Consider the following 24,167-nt stretch of genomic DNA (forward strand, 5'->3'; position numbering starts at 1 on the left):
CTGCTTTTTTATTTATGCAAGTTCGTCATCTTGTGGTCGTGGTGTCTTATTTGCAGGAAGTTGTTGTTCATGATCTTTACCACGAATCACCGATGGATAGTTCCACGAAGCAAAACGCACCACTAAAATGGCTAGGGCGAGGATTAAAATAGAACCCGTAATAATGACCTGATCCATTGAGGCTTTATGATTGTGTTGAATATCTGCAATCAAGAGGCGAGTAAGTGCAGTGATTGCCACATAAATCAAAAAGCGCACGGGCATGTGATTGGTCTTGAAATAAATCCCAACCATCGCGCCCAGTTCAAGATAGATAAATAACAGCAGAATATCGTCAATGCTTGCGTATTGCTTAACGGTCAAAATTTCAATCACCGTGTGCACGGCTGACCATGCGATCATACAGCCGATAATAAACAGCGCCAGATAATGAAATGCTTCAACTGCATAGTGACCTAAGCGGTCGAATAGACGTTGCAGGTCTTCAAGTTTCTCTTTAGAACTAGACATGGAAATTTAATGTACTCAACATGATCATGAAAATGGATGCAATTTTTATGCTGATTTTATTATAGCCATAAAAAAACTGCCTAAACCAAATGATTTAGGCAGTTTTTAAAACCGAACTAGAATTAAGCTTGGTTTGTGAAGTAATCTTCGCTGAAGTTCATGATTAAGTCAGAACCTGCTTTAATCTTCGCAAGGCGAGAATCAAGTTCTGGCAAAATACGGTCAACAAAGTACTGTGCCAAAGCAAGTTTGTTTTGGTAGAAATCACCAGACTTATCTTTTGCAGCAGCAGCAATCTTAGCAAACATATAAGCAAAGCTAAGTAGACCAACTGCGCTTAAGTAATCTACTGCAGCAGCATTCGGGAAGTCTACATTTTCAGCAGCTTGCTCAATGATGAATTGAGTGATTGCTTCAATTTCAGTTGCAGCATCTAAAGTTGCATCTTTAATGAAGTTTAAGTCAGTATCTAAGGCATTGGCAAAATCACGGATTTCAGCAATATATTCAGCAATGAACGCACCGCCACACTTAATAGTTTTACGACCAATCAAGTCTTGAGATTGAACGCCGTTTGTTCCTTCGTAAATTTGAGAAATACGAAGATCACGGATGCACTGTTCCATACCCCATTCACGAATATAACCGTGGCCACCAAATACCATTTGCGCATCTAAAGTTGCTTGGAATGCAGTATCTGTGAGGTAAGCTTTTGCAATTGGTGTTAACAGCGCAACACGGTCATTGGCTTTCTTCACTGCTTCTGCATCAGTAGAGAATTTAGTGATATCAAGCTGTTGACCTACATATACTGCAAATGCACGAGATGCTTCATTATTTGCACGTACATTCAATAACATACGACGAACATCACCGTGAACTAAGATGCTATCCGCAGGTTTACTTGGAGATTTAACACCAGAAGCACTACGACCTTGTAAACGATCAGTCGCATATTGAGCTGCATTTTGGTAAGCAAATTCAGAAGCACCAAGACCTTGGATACCCATTGATAAACGTTCATAGTTCATCATCACGAACATTGCTGCAAGACCTTCATTTTCTTTACCAACGAGATAACCTTTTGCAGCATCAAAATTCATCACGCAAGTTGCAGATGCCTTGATCCCCATTTTATGTTCGATTGAGCCAGGACCAACAGGGTTACGCTCACCTAAAGAACCATCTGCATTTACAATGTATTTCGGTACGATGAATAAAGAAATACCACGTGAACCCGCAGGTGCATCAGGTGTTTTTGCAAGAACTAAGTGAATGATGTTTTCAGCGAGATCGTGATCACCACCTGTGATGAAGATCTTAGTACCTGTAATGTTATACGTACCATCTTCGTTGCGTTCAGCTTTGGTTTTAATAATTCCTAAATCTGTACCTGCATGCGGTTCAGTTAAGCACATCGTACCTGACCATTCGCCAGAATAGATTTTAGGTAAATAAGTTTCTTTTTGCTCTTGAGATGCATAGCTGTTTAATGCCATACCTGCACCCACAGAAAGAAGCGGGTAGAGCAAGAATGATGGATTGGTTGCGAATAACATCTCATCAGCAAGAACAGTCAGCATTTTTGGCATTGCCTGACCGCCCCATTCCTCATCAGCACCTAAGCCAATCCAACCACCTTCAGCGTATTGACGGAATGCTTCTTTAAATCCTGCTGGTGTGAATACTTCACCGTTAACCCAACGTGCACCTTCTTCATCACCAGTACGATTAAGTGGGTGAGTTACGTTTTGAGCAAATTTAGCCATTTCTTCTAAAATTGCTTCAGCAGTTGCAGCATCTACATGAGCAAGATTCTCATTAGACTGCCAAAATTGTTCTGCTTTAAATACATCATTTAAGATGAATTTCATGTCTGCTAAAGGTGCATTGTAAATTGGCATAATCGTTCCTTTTTACGCACAGGTCATGTGCAAAGTGATCAAATAAAACGAACAAATAAATTGAATAGTGTAAATTTAGCATTGATTAAACAAAAAAAGGACGGTCAAAACTGACCAGTCCTTTTTTGTGATGAACGTTGCATCTCACTCTAATCTATGATTAGAACGCGAAGTGTTCCGCATCAAGTTCAAACAATGGCGCAACACCAGTTGAAAGTACATCTACATGCGAGCGAACACGTGGCAAGATCTTCTTGAAGTAGAAGCGAGCAGTCGCTACTTTCGCATTGTAGAAGTCAACATCAGTTGAGCCTTCAGCCAGTTTCTCCTGAGCAACAAGTGCCATACGTGCCCATAGGTAAGCAAGTGTGACATAACCAGAGAAGTACATGTAGTCAACCGCAGCTGCGCCAACTTCATCAGGGTTTTGCATTGCACGCATACCGATTTGCATCGTGATATCGCCCCATTCTTTGTTTGCAGCAGCCAATGGCGCAATGAATTCCTGCATTGCAGCATTGTCTTTGTTTGCTTCAACAAATTTATGGATGATTTTGGTGAAGTTTTTCAACATTGCACCTTGAGTTTGCAATACTTTACGACCTAAAAGATCAAGTGCTTGGATTTCAGTTGTTCCTTCGTATAAGCAAGCAATACGTGTATCACGTACGATTTGCTCCATACCGTGCTCAGAAATAAATCCGTGACCACCAAATACTTGCACACCGTGGTTTGCAGATTCATAACCAGTTTCAGTTAAGAATGCTTTAGCAATTGGAGTTAACAAAGATAAGATGTTGTCAGCAAACTTACGCTCTTCTTCAGTTTCGCCTTTTTCAACGATATCTGCATACTGAGCCAATAAGTAAACAAGTGCACGACCACCTTCAGCAAATGCTTTTTGAGTTAAAAGCATATTACGAACAGCAGGGTGGACAATAATTGGATCTGCTTCTTTTTCAGGTGCTTTAGGACCTGAAAGTGAACGCATTGCTAAACGGTCTTTTGCATATGCTAACGCACCTTGGAAAGAACCTTCAGATGCAGATAAACCTTGAACAGCAGTACCAATACGTGCAGTGTTCATGAATGTGAACATGCAGTTCAAACCACGGTTCTCAGGTCCAATCAAGTAACCTTTTGCTTGGTCAAAGTTGATGACACAAGTTGCGTTACCATGGATACCCATTTTGTGTTCGATTGATCCACAACGAACCGCATTACGCTCGCCAACAGAACCGTCAGCATTTACGTGGAATTTTGGTACGATGAACAGTGAAATACCTTTAGTGCCTTTAGGCGCGCCAGGTAAACGAGCAAGTACGATATGAATGATGTTTTCAGCCATGTCGTGTTCACCAGCAGAGATAAAAATTTTCTCGCCAGAGATTGCATAGCTACCGTCAGCATTTGGTTCTGCTTTAGTACGGATAATACCTAAGTCTGAACCTGCATGAGATTCAGTTAAGCACATTGTACCTGTCCAAACACCTGAAACAAGGTTTGGCATGTAAATCGATTTTTGCTCATCAGAACCGTGATGTTCAATCGTACGAACAGCACCGTGAGAAAGACCAGGGTACATACCCCAAGACCAGTTCGCTGTACCTACCATTTCAGAGATTGCAATCCCTAAAGAGTTTGGTAAAGCTTGACCACCGAACTCTTCATCAGCAGAAAGAGATGGGAAACCAAGTTCGATATATTTTTGATATGCTTCTTTAAAGCCTGTAGGTGTCGTAACAACACCGTCATTCCATGTACAACCTTCGCGGTCGCCCACTTGGTTTAAAGGAGAAAGCTCATTTTCACAGAAATCAGCCGCTGCTTCTAAATATTGATCAACCAATTCGCGGCTTACGGTGCCTTGAAATGCAGGAAGTGTTGCGTAATGTGCTTCAGCATTTAATAATTCGTGCAATACGAACTGCATATCACGTAAGGGTGCTTTGTATTGTGGCATAGCATTTTCCTCAATACTGGTTAAACCAGAGTTATAATCTTAGTCAATGATAAATATACCCAAAGAGGGTAGCATTTTGTGTTGCTAATCGTGCAACAAGTTATAGTTCGGTACAAGCTTTAACAGGGCATTTCTTAGTGACTGTAAAGTCAAAGATAATCATAAAACTATGTTAAAGCGTATTGATTGTAGGTAGTTTGCGTTGAATTCGCTCGTAATAATATGCAAAAATCGTAAGCAGCTGTGTAATTAAAAATAATTGACTCTGCAAATAAATTAAAAGGCGCTTGAGGCGCCTTGATAATGAAATAATATTATGTTCTTACATAGGTTTAACGTTTGAATTGCGATTTCTCAGGCGTAAAGCGAACGTCACAAGTACCTTCAATCACACGATTATTCCACTGAACATTCACACGCTCACCGATGCGTTTACCCTGACAGGCTTTCTCGATCTGTGCTCTCTGTAGTCGATGTTCTTCACGCATTTGTTCTCGTCGTTCTTCACGATGTTCGCGCTTAGCTTGCCATTCTGCACGTTGTTCTGGGGTTAGTGGTTGACGTTGCATTTCGTGGCGGTGGCGGTCATGATTCATTGCTTGTTCTGAAGGTGTTACTTGGCAGGCAGCCAAACCTAAAACAGAACCGAGAAGAGTTGTCATTAATACAATTTTTGTCTTGTTCATTATTTTATCCTGCGCAGTCAATTAAGATTCGATTGTTAAAGATTAGATAATAAAGATGAAGAAAGAATGGAGAGTTTTTTTGAACCATGTTGGTTACAATCCATAAATAGAACACTATTGAGATTTCGCTTTTGAATGTTCGTCGCATGCCTTTAGCCATACGTTTATTTTTAACGCTATTACTGACTACCTTAGTGATTGCAACAATCAGTTTAGGGGTATTGCATTGGACCATGCAAAAGAACTTCGCACGTTATGTTGCTGATGTGGAAATGCAAAAATTAGATCGTTTGATTGCGAATCTAGGTAATGTTTATACGGTTTATCATGACTGGGGAAATGCCATTCAGGCGCAGATTTTACAAATTGAAGGGAACGCAGCACCTGATGATTATGATCGCTTGTCTCAGTGGTGGTTGCGCCGTCAGTATGATATTGCCTTACAACAACGTTATTTTAATGACCATACCTTATTAACGATTTCCCCCACTTTAGCTCAAAACAACACCGAAATAAAAAATCGTCAGATTTTTAATGATGAAGAATTAAAGATTCTTAAACAAAATTTACCCTCAGAATATCAACCCTTTGAAGGCTTACGTTTTCCTTTGAGTCCGAGCCAATTTCGGTTAAAGAAAGATGCGAAAGATGACAAGCAAGAGACTAAATCTAGTTCATCATCTGAACACGTTAAAAAGCGTTTTGTATCAATTCCAGATCGTTTAGGTTTAAGTTCAAGACTGTCTTTATATGATGAAAAACACCAATTTATTGTGGGCGAACCTGCAACTGATCAAATAGCCTACCGTCCAATTCTGGTCGATCAAAAAGTTGTGGGTTATCTCGGCTTAAAACCCGTATTGGATCAGGATGATGCATCAAGTATCAATTTCTTTAGTAATCAAAAGCGTTATTTGCTTTTAGTTTATGCCTTAACCGTGCTTTCTAGTCTGGTGGCGGCATTATTGATGGCAACTTATTTTAAAAAGCCAATTCAACGTTTGCTCAATGCGACTTTGGAATTAACGCGTGGAAATTACCAACATCAGGTTGTGATTAAGCGAAATGATGAATTGGGAGATTTATCGAATCAACTGAATCATTTGGCTGATATTTTACATCAACATGAGGAATCGCGCCGTCAATGGGTCGCAGATACTTCTCACGAATTAAAAACGCCTTTGGCTGTTTTACAAGCACAGATTGAAGCGATGCAGGATGGAATTCGTAAAGCAACACCCGAGCATCTTGATGCAATGATGCGTCAAGTGAGTAGTTTAAAGAAGCTAACACAAGATTTGGCTGATTTAGCACAGGCAGATGCGCAGCAGTTAAAATGCTATTTTGCTGAAGTCAATCCATGGGATGTCGTACTGCAAGAAGTTGAGAATTTTAAACCTACATTTGAACAAAAGCGGTTTGATGTTTCACTCTCAGGCGAAGGAATAAGCCTATCTTTAGATCGAGATCGTTTTAAACAGATCATTGTTAACTTGCTTGGAAATTGTGTACGTTACACAGAACAAGGTGGAAAAATACAGATTCATACTCAACAAAATGAGCATGAATGGATATTGTATGTGGATGATAGCCCATTTGGGGTAAGTGATGAGCAGTTGGCGCGTTTAGGCGAGCGTTTCTATCGTGTGGATGATTCACGCACACGTAGCACTGGCGGAACGGGTTTAGGTTTGGCTTTGTCTTGTAAACTTGCGCAGGCTTTAGGTGGTTCACTTACTTTTAATCATTCACCTTTAGGTGGATTGCGTTGTGTGCTGACTTTCCCAAAATTAATGAAATAACTTTTTTGATCCTCTTTGCTTGAGGACGATGGATAGGATGAAAACCATGAAGCATATTATGTTGGTTGAAGATGAAGTTGAACTAGCGCAGTTGGTTCGTGATTATTTAGAGGCGGCTGGTTTTGAAGTCAGTATGTTTCATGATGGTCAGGATGCTTATACCCAGTTTCAACAACGTAAGCCAAGTCTCATGATTTTAGACTTGATGGTTCCTCGTATGGATGGTTTAACCATTTGCCGTAAAGTACGTGAACAATCTGATTTACCGATTATTATGGTAACTGCGCGTACTGAAGAAATTGATCGTGTTCTAGGCTTAAATATGGGGGCAGATGACTATATTTGTAAACCATTTAGTCCGAAAGAGTTGGTTGCACGTGTACAAGCTGTTTTACGTCGTTTAGAGCGTAAGGCAGAACCTGATCAAAATGATTTATTTCGTATCGATAAAGCACAGCAACGTATTTGGTATCAACAAAAAGCATTAACTTTAACACCGACTGAATTCCGTTTATTGGAATTATTTTTGGAGCATCTCGGTCAAGTCTATTCACGTGCCCAATTATTAGATCATATTAACCCAGATAGTTTTGATGTGGCAGATCGTGTAATTGACAGTCATATTAAAAATCTTCGTCGGAAAATTACTGAAGCTGCTGAAACGGGTAATCGTCATGAATGGATTCAAGCGGTTTATGGTGTAGGTTATCGTTTTGAATATCCTGATGAGTAAAATATAAAAGCCCTTTTGTAAATAAAGGGCTTTTTATTAAATAATAAATTGTCATTATAATTATAAGTAGCTATTATTTGTTCAAAGTCAATATATGACTTTTATTAAGTCCTAAATTTAAAAATTTAGATAATAATTTTATTATAAAAGGGGTGTCAAATGTTTAAGAAAACATTGTTAGTTTTAGCTTGTTCAGCCATTTTAACTGCTTGTGGTGGAGGCGGTGATTCGTCATCAAATAATGGTGGTAATAATCCTGAAAATCCAGCTATTCCAGCATCAGATCTGGATAAGGCAAAGCAATTGGTAGATACAACAAATACTATTATTAGTTATTTTGATAGTTTTGATGGATTGCAATCACAATATCAGCCAACATTTGATGCAATTAGTGATGCTGGCAGTGATATTGGTAATGCCAGTAGCTTGATTTTGACTTTGGCTTCATTGGCACAGCAAGATGCACAAGGTTCAGAAAAAGAATACAATGCGGCCCAGCTAGAGGCTTTATTAAAAGAAGACTCAACCTATGGCCAGTATTATTATCCTGACTATCAATTGAGCAATAATACGCTAAAAGTGAATGTAAAGGCTGACTCTATTACTGTAACAGGTGGTGTTACAGCTAAATATTGGACAGATTATGTTTGGGACTCTAAAACTCAGACAGGGCATGACGTTTTTGGTGATGAAGCCAACGTGACTGTAACCAATTTGAAATTAGAAGCACCATTCTCTGCATCTCAATCAACTTATGATTTTAAACTGGTTGCTGGTGGAAAAATTGCGACCAAGAATGTTGTGAGCAACAAAGAAGCGATTTTGGCAGTAAATAGTGATAGTACTGCTCAGGTTGTTTATAACAATCCAGCAAAATTGGGTGGTCGTTCTAGTGATCAACTTCCTAATACTGCGCAATTTAAGTTTGCAAATATTGTGTTGACTGCTGTAGGTACAGGCGCAGATTTGAGTTTAACTGAGTTTTCAAGTAAGGCGACGCAAGTTCAATTTAAAGATGGTTTAAGTACATCCACAGAAATTATTCCTACTGAACTGAACTTAAAAGGTAAGGCTGTTGCTGGAACTGAGAACCTGAACTTAGATGCAAGCATTAAATTAAACAATGATTTGTCAAAAGAGATTGATGTGACTAATGGTGAATCTGCTGCAGCATTTATCAATGCGGACCTTAATGTGAAACTCAGTGGTAATGTCAAGGGTGGTGGCACAAGTATTAAACCATTTAGTGTTGATTTAACTGCTAAACGTAATGAGTATCAAAAAGGTACAGCAACGATTAAAGTTGCTGTAGATAAAGATGCGCTTACGGCTGACTTTAAAACAGATAATTTGATTGGTAATGATCCTAATGCGGCGCATGAGCCAACTGTATGGGCAAAACTGTCTCATGCCAATGGTGCTTATGTTGAAATTGCTGATCTTGATAAGTTTACGTCAGCACAGATTAAAGTGGGTAACACCTCATACGCTACAGTAAGCAAAGTCTCAAATAACGTATATTCTGCAAAATTCATAGATAATACTGTTATAGCGATTGCACCATAATCATGAAAAGGAGAGGGGGAGTAATATCCCCTTTTTTTATGCTCAAAAAAAGTCTAGCTGTATTGGGAATGCTAATGCCTTTCTATTCCAATGCCCAGGAAAAAATCTATTATCAAGTACAGGCAGATGTATATAGCCAACCTTTGTCGATTCAAGCATTTACAGATGATTGGGATGACCCAAACTTTAAATCGGGAAAAAATGCATTTGCCCATGGCCTAATGCAGTTGGGTGTTAAACAGGGACAATGGGATTTTAGCTGGATTTGGCGTTACGATTATGTACTGCGATTTAGTCCAGACACTGCGAAATTATATTATCAAGTTAAAAATGATCAACTGATTGATGCCAATACCCAATATAATTTGCAACTTGAGGCACAGCACGTTGATACGGTTGGGTCACGTTTTGCTTATACAAAGCAATTGAGTCCGAACTGGAGTTTAACAACGGGTGCAACTGCATTAATTGGGCGCCATTATGTGGGTGGTCAAATTAATGCTTTGGCTCAAACAACTGATCAAAAGCAACTCATGGATCGCGTAAAATGGCTAAATGGCCAAATTGACTATAGTTATGATCAGCCAGCATTAAAAGAAGACAAAATGGGCTGGAATGAGCGTGCAAATCAGGGTTATGGTTTTGCATTTGATACTTCATTACAAGGTACAATTGCGAATCACTGGAAAATAAATATCAATATTCAGGATGCTTTGGCCTATTTATATTGGCAGGATGCACCCTACACCCAATATCAGATTGCTTATGATCAGGATCAGCGTCCCCGATTTGATATTCAGGGACAATTTAATAAGTATCACCAATATACGCAGAAGCTGCCTTTTAAAATTTATACTGATCTAAATTATCAGTCAGATCAGAATTGGCATTTAGGTATGAGTTCAATCAGCAATCAATATAGTAGTCTTTGGCAATTAAACGCTTATTGGGATAGAGGTGTACAATGGGGAATCCATTTTGAACCTCAGACCCATGCTTTAGGCTTATCAGTACAGCATCAGAATTTTGGCTTGAAGTATATTGCAGATGATCTAAATACCAATCAGGCCAAGAGGATGGGTGCTCAATTGTTTGCGCAATATCAATGGTAGAGGCTAAGCAAAATAATAATCCACATCTAGACTTAAGCCTAGCGTAAACAATTGTTTAATATTGGCTGCGCTAACGGGGCGGTGATGTGGATTTTCAATATGTCCTGTTGCACTGACACCGAGTGAATATTGAGGATTAAAAAAGAGCTGCTGTAAGGTATTTTGATAAGGTCGTAACTGTTCCAATACATCAGCAATATGCTCATTCAGTTTTAATGAATCTCGATCGGCTTTGTTGCACAAATAGCTAACACTATGATTTTATTATATTTATTTTTATTAAAATTTAAAAAACCCTTAAAAATTAGTATCTTGCAAAATATTTATGCAGCAAAGCCACAGTGAAATAAAAATATTCACTGTAGCTTTGTTGTTGTGACACTATTTTTTGACTCTTAAATGAACAACTCACCTGAACCGCGATAGCGGCGCAAGGGAACTCAAACTGTTTAGAGTTAAGATGAACAACTTACCATCACCTCAGGCAGATCACTTGGTAAAGGTGCAGTATCTTGTTCAGATTCCAAATCAGGCTGTTTTTGATAAGGCTGATTGAGGAGCTTAAATAAACGATCAACTTCACTAAAATCACCACGTTCGGCTAGTTCAATCGCTTTTTGTGCCATGTGGTTGCGTAAAATATAATGAGGATTAGCGCTTTGCATAACTCGATCTAACTCGTCTGTATCTTGAGTTTTGCGAATTTCCTGATATTGATGGAGAAAAGCATCAAACTGACGTAGATCTAAGCAATCATCACGGAGTGTTTTATATTCCTTGTTCTGTAGGCGAATAAAACTTTGCGTATAGTCGAGTTGTTCCGTTTGCAAAATTCGCAAGAATGCAAAACTACAATCTAAACTGTCTTTATGAAAATGGGGGAGTCCCATCTTCTCGCAGAGTCCTTGACCATAATGATGTAAAAAGATTGGTTCAAATTGTTCTAAGCAAGTCGCTAAATCTTGTTTGAATTGTTCTTTATGCTCAGGCTTAGCCAAAGGAATAAGATTGTTCAACCATGTCCACAAATTCCAATGTCCAATACTTGGTTGGTTTTGATAGGTATAACGACCTTGGTAATCGGAGTGGTTATTAATCCAGTTTGGTCGAAAGCGTTCCATAAATCCATAAGGACCAAAATCTAAGGTTGAGCCTGTAATATTTAAATTATCGGTATTCATTACACCATGCGCAAAACCGACTAATTGCCATTTAGCGATCATGATTGCTGTACGTTCAATGACAGCTTTAGCGAAACCCAGAACAGGGTTCTCAGCTTCTAGGCATTCTGGATAATGCCATTCGATACACTTTTGCGTAAATTCAGTTAAAAGTTCAGGTGCATATTGGTTGATCCACTCAAAATGACCGAAACGGATATGACAGTCTGAGGTGCGTAACAACATTGCACCAAGTTCAAGAGTTTCACGTTGTACACCTTGTGTCGATGTGGTGAAACCAACGGCATGGCTAGATGCTACGCCAAGCGCATTGAGCGCATGTCCAGCTAAGTATTCTCGAATAACTGAACGCAGCACGGCACGGCCGTCACCCATACGAGAGTAGGGGGTGGAACCAGCACCCTTGAGGTGTAGATCAATGGTTTGTCCCTGTTGATTGAGAATTTGCCCAATCAACAAACCACGACCATCACCCAACTGTCCAGCCCATTGTCCAAACTGATGTCCTGCATAGACCATGGCCAAAGGGGAAAATTCGGCAAAGGTTTTTTGCCCGCTACAAATCTCAACCCAGTTGGCTTTATCCTCTTCATTCCATTGCAACTCATTTGCCAAAGCCTCATTGAAATGACCTGCTTTTGCACCACGTAAAGGACTTGGTTGCTGTTGATGATAAAGCTTTGAATTGAGAGATGAATAGCGAGGATTGAAATGCATAGGTCAATATCATGGCAAGAAGCTGAATGATGACTATAACAAAGATAAGTCTAAAATAGTGAATTGTGATTATGAACTGAGTCTTTAAATAGGCATAAAAATGGCCTCTAAAGAGACCATTTTATTGAGTATTTTTTATTCTGAAACTGGAGCCTTTTTGATATTACGCACTAAAGTTTCTAAACATTCACGATGGTGTGCAAGTCGATGTTCAAGCAGTTGAAAATCGACTTTAAGCTTATGATCCATTTGATGGATTTTTTCAGCCATTGCCGCTTTTTTTGCTTGTAGCTCTTGCTCTTTCAACTTGGCCCAATCGTTTAGAGTTAATGTAAAAGCTTCATATTCTTGAGCAATACGTTGTTTCATCTGAGCAATATCAGTGTTCACATCGTGACCATAAATTGCGAGGTCTTGTTCAGCATATTTAAACTTCATCGCAAGCTCTGCTTTTTGGATATTAAAGCTTGGAATACGACGTAAGTTTTTCGCTAAGCCTAACTTGGAACTTGTCCAAATTAGCCATTTTGTAGGATCATATTGCCACCATTTAACACCATTACGGTAATCGTATTGGAAAATATGGTGATAGTTATGATAGCCCTCACCCCAAGTGAGAATCGCTAGGATAAAATTATCACGTGCGGTATTTTCGTCAGTATAAGGGCGTTTACCCCACATATGACATAAAGAGTTAATGAAGAAGGTGACATGATGGCTAAGGAATAAACGAACTAAACCACCCAAAAGTAACACACCCCAGATATCACCAACTAACCAACCGACAGGCAATAAAATACCTGCATGCACAGCAATCACTAAAGGAACATAATATTTATCTTGGAACATGACTAATTTGTCATTTAACAAATCAGGTGCATTTTTATAATTTGGTTCGGCAGCAGGGTAGTTACGTAACATCCAACCCATATGTGCATACCAGAATCCATTATTAATCGAATATGGATCTTGGTCTACATCGTCAACATGACGGTGATGTGTACGATGACCTGAAGCCCAAAATAAGATACTATTTTGAACTGCAAAAGTACCCATAATCATAAGAATGATTTTTAAAGGTAGGGTTGATTCATAAGCACGGTGTGCCCATAAGCGATGATAGCCAGCAGTGATACCTAAACTGCTTACACCTAGTAAGACAAACATGCTAATCCATGCGCCCATACTAAAGTCATGATAATAGGTATAAATTGGAATCGAAATGAGCGCAACAACTGGTAAGAATACCAGTGCGAAAATTGCAATCCAATTAATGGGTGCTTTCTTGAGTGGGGCGGAAGTCATATCCGTCAGCGCTCCTAAAAACCTTGTTTACACAAGATATAAAAACCAAACGAGATAGCAAAACCAATCATGACGATATATTGCTATTTTATGCTCGATATTAGCATGCTCAGATTAGATAACACTAGTATTATTCTACAGTTGTACTGAAAGAACAGTAACAGAATTCGTTTGTTGAATTAATCAATAAATTAAAAGGCGAAATAAATCAATGTCAGAACAAATAAGCGTGAAAAATACAATTTATTCTTTGAATAAGTTTTTTCACAAAACTTTAATATTATCTTGTGCTTTGCTACTTACTGCATGCCAAAGTCAACCGACACAGATCACTAAAAATAGCTTACATCCAAAACGTGTAAGTGAATTGCCTCCTATGCAAGTTCGTAAAAGCAACGATGGCATTCAAGAGGTCAATTGGCAAATAACCATGATTCAAAATAAACGTGCTTTATTCTTCAATCAATACCCAAGTTTTATGCTGAATTCAGTGACTAAAACCATTTCAGGTCACACGGGCTGCAATAACATTTATGGAAGTTATCAATATGATTTTACCCAAAACAAAATGAGTTTTGATGTGATGGCACAGCATACGAGTTGTGATAAAGCATTAGCGCAAGAAGCAGACCTTATGGATGCAATGCAGCGGATTGAACGTTTTCAGATTGAAGGGACGAATTTATATTTATTAGACGCAAAAGGGCAGCGTTTAATTCAGGCACAATCTAAAAAATAAAATCAGTTGGCGGAATAAATTCCATACTTTTATAAAGTTAGATGTTGCAACATGGTACTCGGGAAATCAGTGATTAACCCTTGAATGCCCAATTGTTGTAGATGTTTGGCACGTTCAACGTCATTAACTGTCCAGACACTCACAGCAAGTTCGGCTTGCTGTGTAAACTGAATGATTTGATCAGTTGCCAGTTGATCTTTCCAACCAATTTGGTGGCACTCATATTGTTGAGCAAGCTCGATTGCGTATTCCCCAATTGGAATTTCAACCAACAGACCACGTTTAAAATGACTTTGATGTTGTTGTAATGCCGCTAAAATTTTTACATCAAAACTCGTAATTGTGGCAGTTTGTTCAAAGCCGACTAAATCTTGGTGTAATTGTAGAATTAAACGCTCAGCCGCTACTTCATCTGCAACTGCTTTAATTTCAACTTCAATATGTTCAAAATCAGTTAAACAATCCATTACATGGGGCAGGCTAGGTGTGTATTCTTCAAATCCCCACGCCTGCCATTGATGGCGATGATCAAATTGCTGAGCTTCAGACAAATTACAGCTTTCAACATGCTGTGATTTACCCGTGGTACGAACAAAATCATCATCATGAATCACCACCAATTGGTCATCTTTGAGTTGACGCACATCAAACTCAACTGCACGTACACCTAAATCATGCAAGTAACGGAAGCCTCCTAACGTATTTTCAGGAGCTTCACCACGTGCACCACGATGACCAATAATTCGCATTTTGATTTACCTTAAAATAATTATGCTTGATCAATACTATCATTAATGTTTTTTTGCCAAAGCACTTCACTACCGCCTTCTGCACGTTGCAAAGCACGTGAGGCAACAAATAACCAGTCGGATAAACGGTTCAAGAGTTGTAATGCAGTAGCTTGAATATTTTGATCACGACTGTGTACTGACATCAAAGTACGTTCTGCGCGGCGGCATACAGCACGAGCTTGATGTGCATAACTACATGCTATGCTACCCGAAGGCAAGATAAACTCTTTGAGCATTGGCAGAGATTCATTCATGTAATCAATTTCTTTTTCGAGAAACTCGATACAAATTGGTTGGAGTAAATGATAGTTTGGAATACAAACTTCACCACCTAAATCAAATAACCAATGTTGGATCAAGCTTAAACTTTTATCCCAATCAGCTTTATTTTCAATTTGAGATATACTGATTTGTGCTCTTAATACGCCAATCGTGGCATTGAGTTCATCTACATCACCTAGCGCATTAATTCGTAAGTCATCTTTAGCGACACGTGAGCCATCCCCAAGCCCTGTTGTGCCTGAATCACCTGTACGTGTATAGATTTTACTTAAACGATGTCCCATGAAGCTGTCCTACAAATAAAAAGGGGATAATGTCGGTCAGAACATTACCCCGAAATTGGAGTTAAGAAAATATTTTTATTGTCTAGATTGCACGATTAATAACGAAGAGTGACACCCACAGAAGCTTGGCGACCACCGTTTACATACCAACCATCACCAAAATTATCAGCAGTTCTGTACTCAACATCACCCATATTCTCAATATTACTGAAAACTTTAATATTAGGGTTGATATTCCAGTACATGTTTAAATCAACGGTTGCATAACCAGGAGCTTTAACTTTATTAGCATTATCTGCATAAATATCTGAGCGTGCGATAATTGAGGCGCTTATTCCATAAATTGAATTTTCAAGTCCAGTCGTTAAAGTAAGGGTCTGTTTAGGCTTATATGCAACTCTCAGATCAGTCTTTTTATCTTTTGAATCAACATAAGCGTATGCTGTGTTTAGGAATAGGTCATCTTTTTTCCATTTAAGACCTAGCTCACCACCATTGATTTCAGCTTTATCTATGTTGATATACGTTGAGTTCGGGCTTGAGTATTTATAGCTGATTAAATTTTTTATTTCAGTATGGTAAGCAGATAAAAAGGCATTTAGGTTTTGCCCAATTCTTTGATCTACACCAATTTCATAGGAAATACTTTCTTCTGGTTTGAGATCAGGATTACCATAGGTATTTCCATAGGACTTTTCTGAAAAATAATAGAGTTCTGTTAGGGATGGGGCTTTAAAAGCTGATCCGATATTGGCATAAATACTTGTTTCGGGTAATACTTGATAACGAACAGCTCCTTGACCGATCGTATGTGTACCGAATAGTTCATTATCTTCAGTACGAACACCAACCTGAGTATTTAGCTTATCTGTCTTATACTGATGTTGAACATAATAACCGGTAGAATCGATACTTTGTTTTTTATCTTTTACATCATTACTTTTAAAATCTGATTTTAGATAAGTTACACCTGCGAGTAAATTATTCTTAGAGTCTATATTCCAGTTTAAGTTTAGATCACCTTCATTGTTTTCTGTATCAAAGTGGTTTGGATCACTATCTTTTACTTGTTGGTTATCAATAAAGTTTGAATAACGTGCAGATAATGTAAGATTTTCAGCAAAACCATATTCAATGCTTGAATTAATCAGGCGGTTCTCAAATATACGCTCTGCATTATTTTTGATAGTCATGTAATTGTAGAATTGACTCAGCCCTTCATTTTGACTGATTGACAGGTCAGTTTTAATATTCTTTTTATTGTCGTAACCTACTTTCGCACTATAACCTTTCTGATCATAAGCGGCTTTTTGATCTTTGCTTTGATTATCTAGAACTCGTGTTCCATCACTTTCTAAGCGCTGTCCTCTAATTTGTGCATAAAAACCATCTTGAATGAGGTCAGCTCCTGCAATAGCTTTATAGGTATTGTTTTCCCCATAGATACCTGTAATAAAACCGCTATTTTTTGTTGGAGTTGAGGTTATCATTTGAGCCACTCCACCAATTGCATCTGTTCCATATTGTACAGATGCTGGACCTTTAAGAATTTCTATCTGTTCAAGATCAGATGAATCAAGAAATGATGGATAAATTGCAGCAAGGTGGTTTTGGCTATTTAGACGAGCGCCATCTTTTAATATGAGAGTGTGATTTGGTCGAGTTCCACGAATTGAGATTTCCGTGATCTGACCTATTCCGCCACTTTGTTTGACAAAAACAGAAGGATCACGCTGAATTAAATCTGATAAGTTGAGAGCAGGATTCTTTTCAATCGTTTTTTGATCAATCACAGTCAGACGTGCAGGAACATTCTTTAACTTTTCTTCAGAACGAGATGCCGTCACAACAATCGTATCTAGCGTCGCAGTTTTCGCGCTTGATTGATCTTGAGCAAAAGTAGTTGAAGAAAACCCCATCGCAATAGCGATAGCACCAACTAAACGTGTCGGTTGAAAAATAGTAGACATGATGTCGCTCCATACATTCACCCGTCGTGAATGTTAAAGTGGAAATAAACAACAAGCAGGTCTCCGGACTTCACTATATCATCACAATGACGATGCTATTAATCATCTTCCCACATCATTCAGATGCAGTGATTTGGCGTTTAGCTAAGATTAATAATTCGGTGTTACCGTTGCGAGGGCAGTGTTGGACTTACACCAACTTCCCTATAAGCAAAAGAATGTGCTTTAGACTTGTTGCGAGATGATGCGAAGTATAGAGTGTTCACGTTTTTTAAACAATTGCATTTGGAAATGAACTTTGACCAAAGTATGTCAAATTGCTTTACAATGTGAGAGTAGTAAATAGTCATCTCAAATTGGACATCAAATGCGTCAAACCCAACTCCGAACTCGCGCCAAGATTTGTGGAATAACGCGGACTCAAGATATTGATGCTGTTGTGCAAGCAGGAGCAGATGCGATTGGATTGGTATTCTTTCCCCCAAGCCCGCGTCATGTCAGTATTGAACAAGCGCAAATTTTGGCAAGCTCAGTACCCGCTTATGTTCAGTTGGTCGGTTTATTTGTAAATGCAAGCGCAGAAGAAATCCAAACAGTGCTTGATTCAGTTCCGTTGGATGTATTACAACTACATGGTGATGAAACACCTGAACAATGCCAACAAATTGCGTTGCATTGCAAACGCCGTTGGTACAAAGCCATTCAGGTTAGACCTGATTTAGACATTTTGACCGAAATTCAACGCTATCAAGCTGTGGGAGCCAGTGCGGTTCTACTTGATGCGTGGCATCCTGATTTAAAAGGTGGAACAGGTCACTGTTTCGATTGGAATAAATTTCCAAAACTTGATATTCCACTAATCTTGGCAGGGGGCTTAACCCCTGAAAATGTGAGTGACGCTATTGATACTACAGCAGCTTTTGCTGTGGATGTCAGCGGAGGCGTAGAGTCCGCTAAAGGTATAAAAGACCAACAACTCATTGAAAAATTTATGCAAGGAGTCCAACGTGGATCAGCAAAACCTTAGTCAACAAAATCAGGCGATTGACTACACCCAGTTTCCAGATGCTCATGGGCATTTTGGTATTCATGGTGGGCGTTTTGTGTCAGAAACGCTTATGGCTGCACTTGAAGACTTAGAAAGTCTTTATGGTCGTATGAAAAATGATGCTCAGTTTTTAGCAGAGTTTGACCGTGATCTTGCGTTTTATGTTGGTCGTCCAAGTCCACTTTATTATGCTGAGCGATGGTCTCAGCACCTCGGCGGTGCGCAAATTTACTTAAAACGTGAAGACCTAAACCATACTGGCTCTCATAAAGTAAATAATACGATTGGTCAGGCTTTATTGGCAAAACTGTCGGGTAAAAAACGTATCATTGCTGAAACAGGTGCTGGTCAACATGGTGTTGCGACCGCAACCATCGCTGCTCGCTTGGGTATGGAGTGCGTGGTGTACATGGGGGCTGAAGATGTAAAACGTCAGGCGATGAATGTCTATCGCATGCGTTTGCTTGGCGCAAAAGTTGTACCAGTGCAAAGCGGATCCAAAACTTTAAAAGATGCATTGAATGAAGCGATGCGCGATTGGGTCACCAATGTTGATACGACTTATTATGTCATTGGTACGGTTGCTGGTCCGCACCCATATCCACAGCTTGTACGTGATTTCCAATCAATCATTGGTCGTGAAGCACGTCAACAGATCCAAGCACAAGCAGGGCGTTTACCTGATGCCTTGGTTGCTTGTGTTGGCGGAGGTTCAAATGCAATGGGCTTGTTCTATCCATTCCTGAATGATCAGGATGTGAAAATGTACGGTGTTGAAGCGGCAGGTTTCGGCATTGAAACAGGCAAACACTCAGCGCCATTGAATGCAGGCCATGTGGGTGTATTACATGGTAACCGTACTTACCTCATGTCGGATGAGCAAGGTCAGATTATTGAAACACATAGTATTTCAGCAGGTTTGGATTATCCAGGTGTTGGTCCAGAGCATAGTTTCTTAAAAGATATGCATCGTGTGGAATATGTGCCAATTAAAGATGATGAAGCCTTACAAGGCTTCCGTGATTTAACTCAGATTGAAGGCATCATTCCTGCGCTTGAAAGTTCACATGCGATGGCTTATGTCACTAAACTTGCCCCAACGATGTCGAAAGACCAAATCATTATTGCAACAGTTTCAGGTCGTGGCGATAAAGACTTAATGACCGTTGCGAAAATTGATGGTATTCCGATGGTCGACTTATAAAACTGAATAGGTGTGTGATAAGATCGGCTAAAGAGTGTGCCTAAGCCATATTAATATTGTGACTAGTTGTGTACATGGACGTATAACACAAAAATAATCATAAGGGATGACGAGGGATGAAATATTCCTTAGCTACGTATTTCAGTAAAGCCTTTCTTGCAATTTTAGATTGGGATTTAGTTAAAAAATCCCAAGTTATATTGCTGTATGCAAGTTTTACGGCTGCTGTTATATATTTTATGCAAATAAAATATATGTATCACCCTTTAGCAAATACCGAGTTATTGCTTAAACTTCAGTGGTTGTATCCAATTGTATTTATTTTAAATATCCTTTTAATTTTGTTTGGTTTTCTTATTAAAAATAAGCCGAATGTGCATATTTATTATGTGTTGTTTTTATCGGTGTATTACCCATTTTCATTGTTAGGTTTGCCAATAGGCATTGGTTTGCTGAACATGTTAAATGGCGTTATTTTTATGGGGATAACCTTTACCGCTTTGTTGTTATTCCCTCGTTTCTCTGTTTATTTTGGCTTGGTTGCTTATGTTATTGCGTGTTATTTATTATCTGCGCTTACGGTGTTGGGTTATTTAGATTATGCAGTGGCTTATAAGCCTTATACCTTGATGCATAAAGATGTTCAGAGCGCTCAGATTATTTATTCAATGTTTTACACCACTTTATATGCGGCATTTACCATTACGTTATTTGATATAAGTATAGAGCGTTGGCGCAGATATAATTCAAAAATAGAAAAACTCAGTTGTACTGATGAGTTAACAGGGCTGTTGAATCGCCGTGGGGTCAATGAGATTATTGATTTACAGATGCAGCAGGCACAAATTACCCATCGAGAAACATCGTTGATTATGGTGGATATTGATAATTTTAAAAATATTAATGATCAATATGGACATCATCAAGGAGATTTGGTTTTAAAACATGTCGCAAATATACTGCGAAAAAATTTACGAGCCAGTGATGTGATTGGACGTTATGGTGGTGAGGAATTTGTCATTTTATTACCATTTACTTCTATTGAAAATGCAGTGTTGTTGGCAGAGGTATGTCGTAAAGCATTAGAGCAAACTGCAGTTGAAGTGAAAGAAAATGAAATGCTTTATATCAAGGCGTGTTTTGGGGTAAGTAGTACAGCCTTTAGTGGTTTTGATTATACAGGCTTGTTTGAGCAAGCAGATAAGGCGATGTACCAAGCCAAACGGAATGGTAAAAATCAGGTCAGAACGGCATTTACGTTATAATTGAGTTGGGGAAATCTTGTGAAATTGATACAGAAAAATGGTCAGCCTCGTTATGGGCGTTTTGATCAGATACCTTCACAGATCAATTTGGATGACTATATTTATAAAACGCCTTATGGCCAAGTACTAAAAGGCTGGCGCAAGCAGCTTAAATATAAAAAATTTAAATTCTGTGGTTTACAACATGAGCATTACAGCATTGGTATTGCGATCGTCGATCTATCATGGGCAGGGCATGGCTTTTTCTATGTTTATGATCATCTTTCTAAAAAAGTAATCGAATGGAATGCGATTCAGCCATTAGCGTTGAAAACCCAACTCGATGAACAACCTTTATTTAGTCAAAGCTATTTTAAAAAATCGGCTTATCAATTTGATATGCAACACGCCAATGGTGTGCGTTATATCCAAGTGACCAAACATGGCGAAGTACAACTGAAAGCACGTATTTTTTGTGCAGGCACTGATGCTTTAAGTTTATGTAGCCCAACTGGGATCAATGGCTGGACGTATACACAAAAACAAACCACTTTGGCAGTGGAAGGCTTTTTTATTAGCCCTGATCAACAGCAGATCGAATTTAATGCGCATAGTCTCGCTGCACTCGATGATACCTGTGGTTTTTTACGACCTGAAACTGCTTGGTTTTGGTTGTCTTGTCAGTTCCGTGATGCAAATGATCGCCGCATTGGCTTGAATCTCGCATCAGGTGTCAATGAAAGTTTTGGTAATGAAAATGCGTTGTGGGTTGATGGGCGCTTATATCCACTTACCGATATCTTATTTGAGCAACAAAATGAGAATTGTTGGTCAATTCGTTCTTTAGATGAGCGATTGAATTTACTAGTTGAAACAGGTTGGTGTCGCTTTGAAAATATTAACTTACGTTTGATCGGTAGTCAGTTTAATCAGTGGCAGGCCAAAATCAGTGGCACAATTGAACATGAAAATGTTGAACTGGTGATTTTGAACAATGAATATGGATTATTAGAACAGCATTACGCCAAATGGTAATCCTCATCAAAAAAATCCCTCTTTTTAAAGAGGGATGACGGGAGTTTTATAGACCAGCTTGCCAAAAAGCCTCGCCCGCAGCGATTGGGTCATTGGTTTTAGCCAATGTATCAATCCAGACATCATACTGGCGAATAATCGGATGTTGGTTTGGATGAAAATCTTTTTTAAACCAGTCGCTATACTGTTCTCTTTTTGCCGTCAAAATACCTCTGCGCCCAAAGAACCACGGCAAGCCCTTGCGTGCCATGTCAAGACGCTGCCTAAAGCTAAAACCATCAGTCTTAAGCATGACATCGGTACGGTAAAGTGTGAAGCCAAACATTAACAAGGTCGTAATGACAAGGGCGGAACGGCGAGTCAATTCTGGTACTTCACCGACCTGTTGCATGACATCAAAAGCCACATCACGATGTTCCATTTCCTCAATTGCATGCCATGCGAACAGCGCGCGAACAAAAGGATCAGCCTCTGCCAATGTTTCTTTCTTACTATAGAATGTATCTGCCATCAGGGCGGTTAAATGTTCAGCCGCGGCCGTCATGGCAATATTGTATTGTGGTGAGCGATTCTTCAATTCAAATCTAAATATTTTTTTCAAACGGTTGGTGAACTGATCCACAGGCATGCCTTGTTCTTTCATGATCTGGTTCATTTTGTCATGGGCAATGCCGTGCTGGGCTTCTTGACGAATAAAGTCTGCCACACGTTTCTGTAGCTCAGGATCATTGATCTTGTCGCGGAATAAACGTACACATTCAATGAAGTAGCGTTCGCCATCAGGAAATGTCAGGCTTAATGCATCAAACATGCGGGTACGGAATGGATCGCCACCAAACCAGAAACGTGGAGCCTCATTGAGGTGAAAGTCTAGGTTTGTTCTTACAATTGGATCAGCCTGATAGGAAACATGTGCATTCATTTTTGCTATTCCTTGTCTTTTGCATAAACTCAGTATGGAAAAAGTCCGATGAAATGTTTTGACAGTTACAGCCAAGTTTTATACAAATAACGACAGATCAGGATGAGATCGGCATATGTCAGTTAAAATTATTATTGGATACCTACGGTTGTTGAATCGTGTCCTACAGCAGGAACACATTGATTTGTCTAAAGTTGTTGCACCTGAACTTTGGCAAGCTTTTCATGCCTGTTTAGAAAATCCAGATGAGCATGATTTTGATGTCGAACGTTATGCATTGCTTTTGCAATCTGCACAAGCTTATTTCCCTCGACCGATTACATTAGTATTGGCTGAACATGCCAATTTGCAAGATTTGGGTTTAATGGGATATTTGGCTTCAACCAGTTTAGATCTGCAACAGGCGTTACAGCTTTTACAACGTTATTATTCTTTAGTCTTTAAACAGACCAATTTAGAACAACTGAATGTTCAGCAGTTTTCTGATTATATTCAAATTGTTTGGAGTGCGTCTTATAGTGATTATCGGGAAATGTATGAGCTAAATTTGGCGTTGATTTTTAAAATTGCCCAGTCAATTGTGCAAGATGCTTTAATGCCACCGCAAATGATTCAATTTGGTTATGCGCCGAATACTGCGTTATATCATTTTGAAAAATTTTATGGTTGTCCGATCCAAATTCAAGCTGGACAATATGCAATTCGCTTTTCAAATCAAATTTTAAAAGCAAAAAGCATCGCTGCAGACCAACAATTAAACCATGTACTCTCGACTCAAGCTCAGCAATCACTAAATAGCATTGCTTCTTTTGAGATTCAGCAACAACAGTTCCGTCAAAAAATACAAACGCATATTGAACAAGGACTTTTACAACACGAAGAACTATTGCTCAGTTATGTTGCTAAGCGTTTGCATTGTTCAGAACGAACATTACAACGCCAACTCAAAACCTATCAGCTTAATTTTCAAAATATTTTAGATCAGTACCGTTTGGAACAAAGTAAACTGTATTTGCAACAGGGCAAATCATTGTCAGAAATTGCGGAACGTTTAAATTATGCTGATCAAAGTGCGTTTGGGCGGGCGTTTAAGCGTTGGACAGGAATTACACCCAAGCAGTTTTTGAAATCTCTTTAACTTTCAAGCAAGCTAAAGAGATTTATGGATT

21 protein-coding genes and 1 riboswitch are annotated in these 24,167 nt (G+C 39.0%); of the genes, 10 read left to right on the forward strand and 11 right to left on the reverse strand.

Going from position 1 to position 24,167, the window contains the following annotated elements; translation table 11 throughout:
- Positions 1-12 precede the first annotated feature (12 nt).
- From M5121_RS07760 to M5121_RS07775, 4 genes are all read right to left on the reverse strand, one after another.
- Positions 13-510, reverse strand: coding sequence for a phosphate-starvation-inducible protein PsiE (locus M5121_RS07760; protein ID WP_005162200.1), 498 nt, complete (start codon positions 508-510; stop codon positions 13-15).
- A 122-nt stretch (positions 511-632) separates the two neighbouring features.
- On the reverse strand, positions 633-2,414 hold the full coding sequence (locus M5121_RS07765; protein WP_249570826.1) for an acyl-CoA dehydrogenase C-terminal domain-containing protein: 1,782 nt from the start codon (positions 2,412-2,414) through the stop codon (positions 633-635).
- 160 nt (positions 2,415-2,574) lie between these two features.
- Positions 2,575-4,377 carry an acyl-CoA dehydrogenase C-terminal domain-containing protein gene (locus M5121_RS07770; RefSeq protein WP_249570827.1) on the reverse strand — a complete coding sequence of 601 codons (1,803 nt, stop codon included), beginning with the start codon at positions 4,375-4,377 and terminating at the stop codon, positions 2,575-2,577.
- Between the two features lie 332 nt (positions 4,378-4,709).
- A complete protein-coding gene (locus tag M5121_RS07775; protein WP_249570828.1) occupies positions 4,710-5,063 on the reverse strand; it encodes a heavy-metal resistance in 354 nt (117 codons plus the stop codon).
- Between the two features lie 131 nt (positions 5,064-5,194).
- Here M5121_RS07775 and baeS point away from each other — a divergent pair, with 131 nt between their 5' ends.
- From baeS to M5121_RS07795, 4 genes are all read left to right on the forward strand, one after another.
- Positions 5,195-6,865 carry a sensor histidine kinase efflux regulator BaeS gene (baeS, locus tag M5121_RS07780; protein ID WP_249570829.1) on the forward strand — a complete coding sequence of 557 codons (1,671 nt, stop codon included), beginning with the start codon at positions 5,195-5,197 and terminating at the stop codon, positions 6,863-6,865.
- Between the two features lie 46 nt (positions 6,866-6,911).
- Positions 6,912-7,598, forward strand: coding sequence for a response regulator (locus M5121_RS07785; protein ID WP_004664800.1), 687 nt, complete (start codon positions 6,912-6,914; stop codon positions 7,596-7,598).
- Positions 7,599-7,757: 159 nt separating this feature from the next.
- A complete protein-coding gene (locus M5121_RS07790; RefSeq protein WP_249570830.1) occupies positions 7,758-9,164 on the forward strand; it encodes a hypothetical protein in 1,407 nt (468 codons plus the stop codon).
- A 38-nt stretch (positions 9,165-9,202) separates the two neighbouring features.
- The gene (locus M5121_RS07795) at positions 9,203-10,276 is read left to right on the forward strand and encodes a hypothetical protein (RefSeq protein ID WP_249570831.1); all 1,074 of its coding nucleotides are present in this window, start codon (positions 9,203-9,205) and stop codon (positions 10,274-10,276) included.
- A 3-nt stretch (positions 10,277-10,279) separates the two neighbouring features.
- Here M5121_RS07795 and M5121_RS07800 read toward each other — a convergent pair whose 3' ends face one another.
- The 3 genes from M5121_RS07800 to M5121_RS07810 form a co-directional block, all read right to left on the reverse strand.
- Positions 10,280-10,519, reverse strand: coding sequence for a DUF4279 domain-containing protein (locus M5121_RS07800; RefSeq protein WP_249570832.1), 240 nt, complete (start codon positions 10,517-10,519; stop codon positions 10,280-10,282).
- 212 nt (positions 10,520-10,731) lie between these two features.
- A complete protein-coding gene (locus M5121_RS07805; protein WP_249570833.1) occupies positions 10,732-12,174 on the reverse strand; it encodes a protein adenylyltransferase SelO in 1,443 nt (480 codons plus the stop codon).
- 135 nt (positions 12,175-12,309) lie between these two features.
- Positions 12,310-13,479 (reverse strand): acyl-CoA desaturase, encoded by a 1,170-nt coding sequence (locus M5121_RS07810; protein ID WP_249570834.1) that lies wholly within the window; start codon positions 13,477-13,479, stop codon positions 12,310-12,312.
- 211 nt (positions 13,480-13,690) lie between these two features.
- Between M5121_RS07810 and M5121_RS07815 the strand changes: the two genes are divergently transcribed.
- Positions 13,691-14,218, forward strand: a complete 528-nt coding sequence (locus tag M5121_RS07815) for an META domain-containing protein (RefSeq protein ID WP_249570835.1) — start codon at positions 13,691-13,693, stop codon at positions 14,216-14,218.
- Between the two features lie 29 nt (positions 14,219-14,247).
- Here M5121_RS07815 and M5121_RS07820 read toward each other — a convergent pair whose 3' ends face one another.
- From M5121_RS07820 to M5121_RS07830, 3 genes are all read right to left on the reverse strand, one after another.
- On the reverse strand, positions 14,248-14,967 hold the full coding sequence (locus tag M5121_RS07820; RefSeq protein ID WP_249570836.1) for a glycerophosphodiester phosphodiesterase: 720 nt from the start codon (positions 14,965-14,967) through the stop codon (positions 14,248-14,250).
- A 20-nt stretch (positions 14,968-14,987) separates the two neighbouring features.
- A complete protein-coding gene (locus M5121_RS07825) occupies positions 14,988-15,575 on the reverse strand; it encodes a cob(I)yrinic acid a,c-diamide adenosyltransferase (protein ID WP_249570837.1) in 588 nt (195 codons plus the stop codon).
- Between the two features lie 95 nt (positions 15,576-15,670).
- Entirely contained in the window at positions 15,671-17,545 is a 1,875-nt protein-coding gene (locus M5121_RS07830) for a TonB-dependent receptor plug domain-containing protein (RefSeq protein ID WP_249570838.1), read from the reverse strand.
- Between the two features lie 37 nt (positions 17,546-17,582).
- Positions 17,583-17,795: riboswitch (cobalamin riboswitch) on the reverse strand.
- Positions 17,796-17,912: 117 nt separating this feature from the next.
- On the opposite strand from M5121_RS07830, the gene M5121_RS07835 reads away from it, so the two are divergent.
- From M5121_RS07835 to M5121_RS07850, 4 genes are all read left to right on the forward strand, one after another.
- Entirely contained in the window at positions 17,913-18,572 is a 660-nt protein-coding gene (locus tag M5121_RS07835; protein WP_005162163.1) for a phosphoribosylanthranilate isomerase, read from the forward strand.
- Positions 18,553-19,797, forward strand: a complete 1,245-nt coding sequence (gene trpB, locus M5121_RS07840) for a tryptophan synthase subunit beta (RefSeq protein ID WP_249570839.1) — start codon at positions 18,553-18,555, stop codon at positions 19,795-19,797. The genes M5121_RS07835 and trpB overlap by 20 nt, the downstream gene beginning before the upstream one ends.
- Positions 19,798-19,913: 116 nt before the next feature.
- On the forward strand, positions 19,914-21,062 hold the full coding sequence (locus tag M5121_RS07845; protein ID WP_249570840.1) for a GGDEF domain-containing protein: 1,149 nt from the start codon (positions 19,914-19,916) through the stop codon (positions 21,060-21,062).
- An 18-nt stretch (positions 21,063-21,080) separates the two neighbouring features.
- On the forward strand, positions 21,081-22,076 hold the full coding sequence (locus M5121_RS07850) for a DUF2804 domain-containing protein (RefSeq protein WP_249570841.1): 996 nt from the start codon (positions 21,081-21,083) through the stop codon (positions 22,074-22,076).
- Positions 22,077-22,122: 46 nt separating this feature from the next.
- Here the strand turns inward: M5121_RS07850 and M5121_RS07855 are convergent, their stop codons facing one another.
- Positions 22,123-22,998 (reverse strand): metal-dependent hydrolase, encoded by an 876-nt coding sequence (locus tag M5121_RS07855; protein ID WP_249570842.1) that lies wholly within the window; start codon positions 22,996-22,998, stop codon positions 22,123-22,125.
- 115 nt (positions 22,999-23,113) lie between these two features.
- On the opposite strand from M5121_RS07855, the gene M5121_RS07860 reads away from it, so the two are divergent.
- Positions 23,114-24,136, forward strand: a complete 1,023-nt coding sequence (locus M5121_RS07860) for an AraC family transcriptional regulator (RefSeq protein ID WP_249570843.1) — start codon at positions 23,114-23,116, stop codon at positions 24,134-24,136.
- The last annotated feature ends 31 nt before the right edge of the window (positions 24,137-24,167 follow it).

Source organism: Acinetobacter sp. ANC5681, from assembly GCF_023488045.1.
GTDB lineage: Bacteria > Pseudomonadota > Gammaproteobacteria > Pseudomonadales > Moraxellaceae > Acinetobacter.

Excerpts from the sequence above, each read along its gene's own strand:
- M5121_RS07775 (WP_249570828.1), bottom strand. The coding sequence starts at position 5,063 with ATGAACAAGACAAAAATTGTATTAATGACAACTCTTCTCGGTTCTGTT.
- M5121_RS07845 (WP_249570840.1), top strand. The coding sequence starts at position 19,914 with ATGAAATATTCCTTAGCTACGTATTTCAGTAAAGCCTTTCTTGCAATT.
- M5121_RS07825 (WP_249570837.1), bottom strand. The coding sequence starts at position 15,575 with ATGGGACATCGTTTAAGTAAAATCTATACACGTACAGGTGATTCAGGC.
- M5121_RS07805 (WP_249570833.1), bottom strand. The coding sequence starts at position 12,174 with ATGCATTTCAATCCTCGCTATTCATCTCTCAATTCAAAGCTTTATCAT.
- M5121_RS07790 (WP_249570830.1), top strand. The coding sequence starts at position 7,758 with ATGTTTAAGAAAACATTGTTAGTTTTAGCTTGTTCAGCCATTTTAACT.
- M5121_RS07765 (WP_249570826.1), bottom strand. The coding sequence starts at position 2,414 with ATGCCAATTTACAATGCACCTTTAGCAGACATGAAATTCATCTTAAAT.
- M5121_RS07760 (WP_005162200.1), bottom strand. The coding sequence starts at position 510 with ATGTCTAGTTCTAAAGAGAAACTTGAAGACCTGCAACGTCTATTCGAC.
- M5121_RS07855 (WP_249570842.1), bottom strand. The coding sequence starts at position 22,998 with ATGAATGCACATGTTTCCTATCAGGCTGATCCAATTGTAAGAACAAAC.
- M5121_RS07815 (WP_249570835.1), top strand. The coding sequence starts at position 13,691 with ATGTCAGAACAAATAAGCGTGAAAAATACAATTTATTCTTTGAATAAG.
- M5121_RS07835 (WP_005162163.1), top strand. The coding sequence starts at position 17,913 with ATGCGTCAAACCCAACTCCGAACTCGCGCCAAGATTTGTGGAATAACG.
- M5121_RS07785 (WP_004664800.1), top strand. The coding sequence starts at position 6,912 with ATGAAGCATATTATGTTGGTTGAAGATGAAGTTGAACTAGCGCAGTTG.
- M5121_RS07820 (WP_249570836.1), bottom strand. The coding sequence starts at position 14,967 with ATGCGAATTATTGGTCATCGTGGTGCACGTGGTGAAGCTCCTGAAAAT.
- M5121_RS07830 (WP_249570838.1), bottom strand. The coding sequence starts at position 17,545 with ATGTCTACTATTTTTCAACCGACACGTTTAGTTGGTGCTATCGCTATT.
- M5121_RS07810 (WP_249570834.1), bottom strand. The coding sequence starts at position 13,479 with ATGACTTCCGCCCCACTCAAGAAAGCACCCATTAATTGGATTGCAATT.
- M5121_RS07770 (WP_249570827.1), bottom strand. The coding sequence starts at position 4,377 with ATGCCACAATACAAAGCACCCTTACGTGATATGCAGTTCGTATTGCAC.
- M5121_RS07860 (WP_249570843.1), top strand. The coding sequence starts at position 23,114 with ATGTCAGTTAAAATTATTATTGGATACCTACGGTTGTTGAATCGTGTC.
- M5121_RS07795 (WP_249570831.1), top strand. The coding sequence starts at position 9,203 with ATGCTCAAAAAAAGTCTAGCTGTATTGGGAATGCTAATGCCTTTCTAT.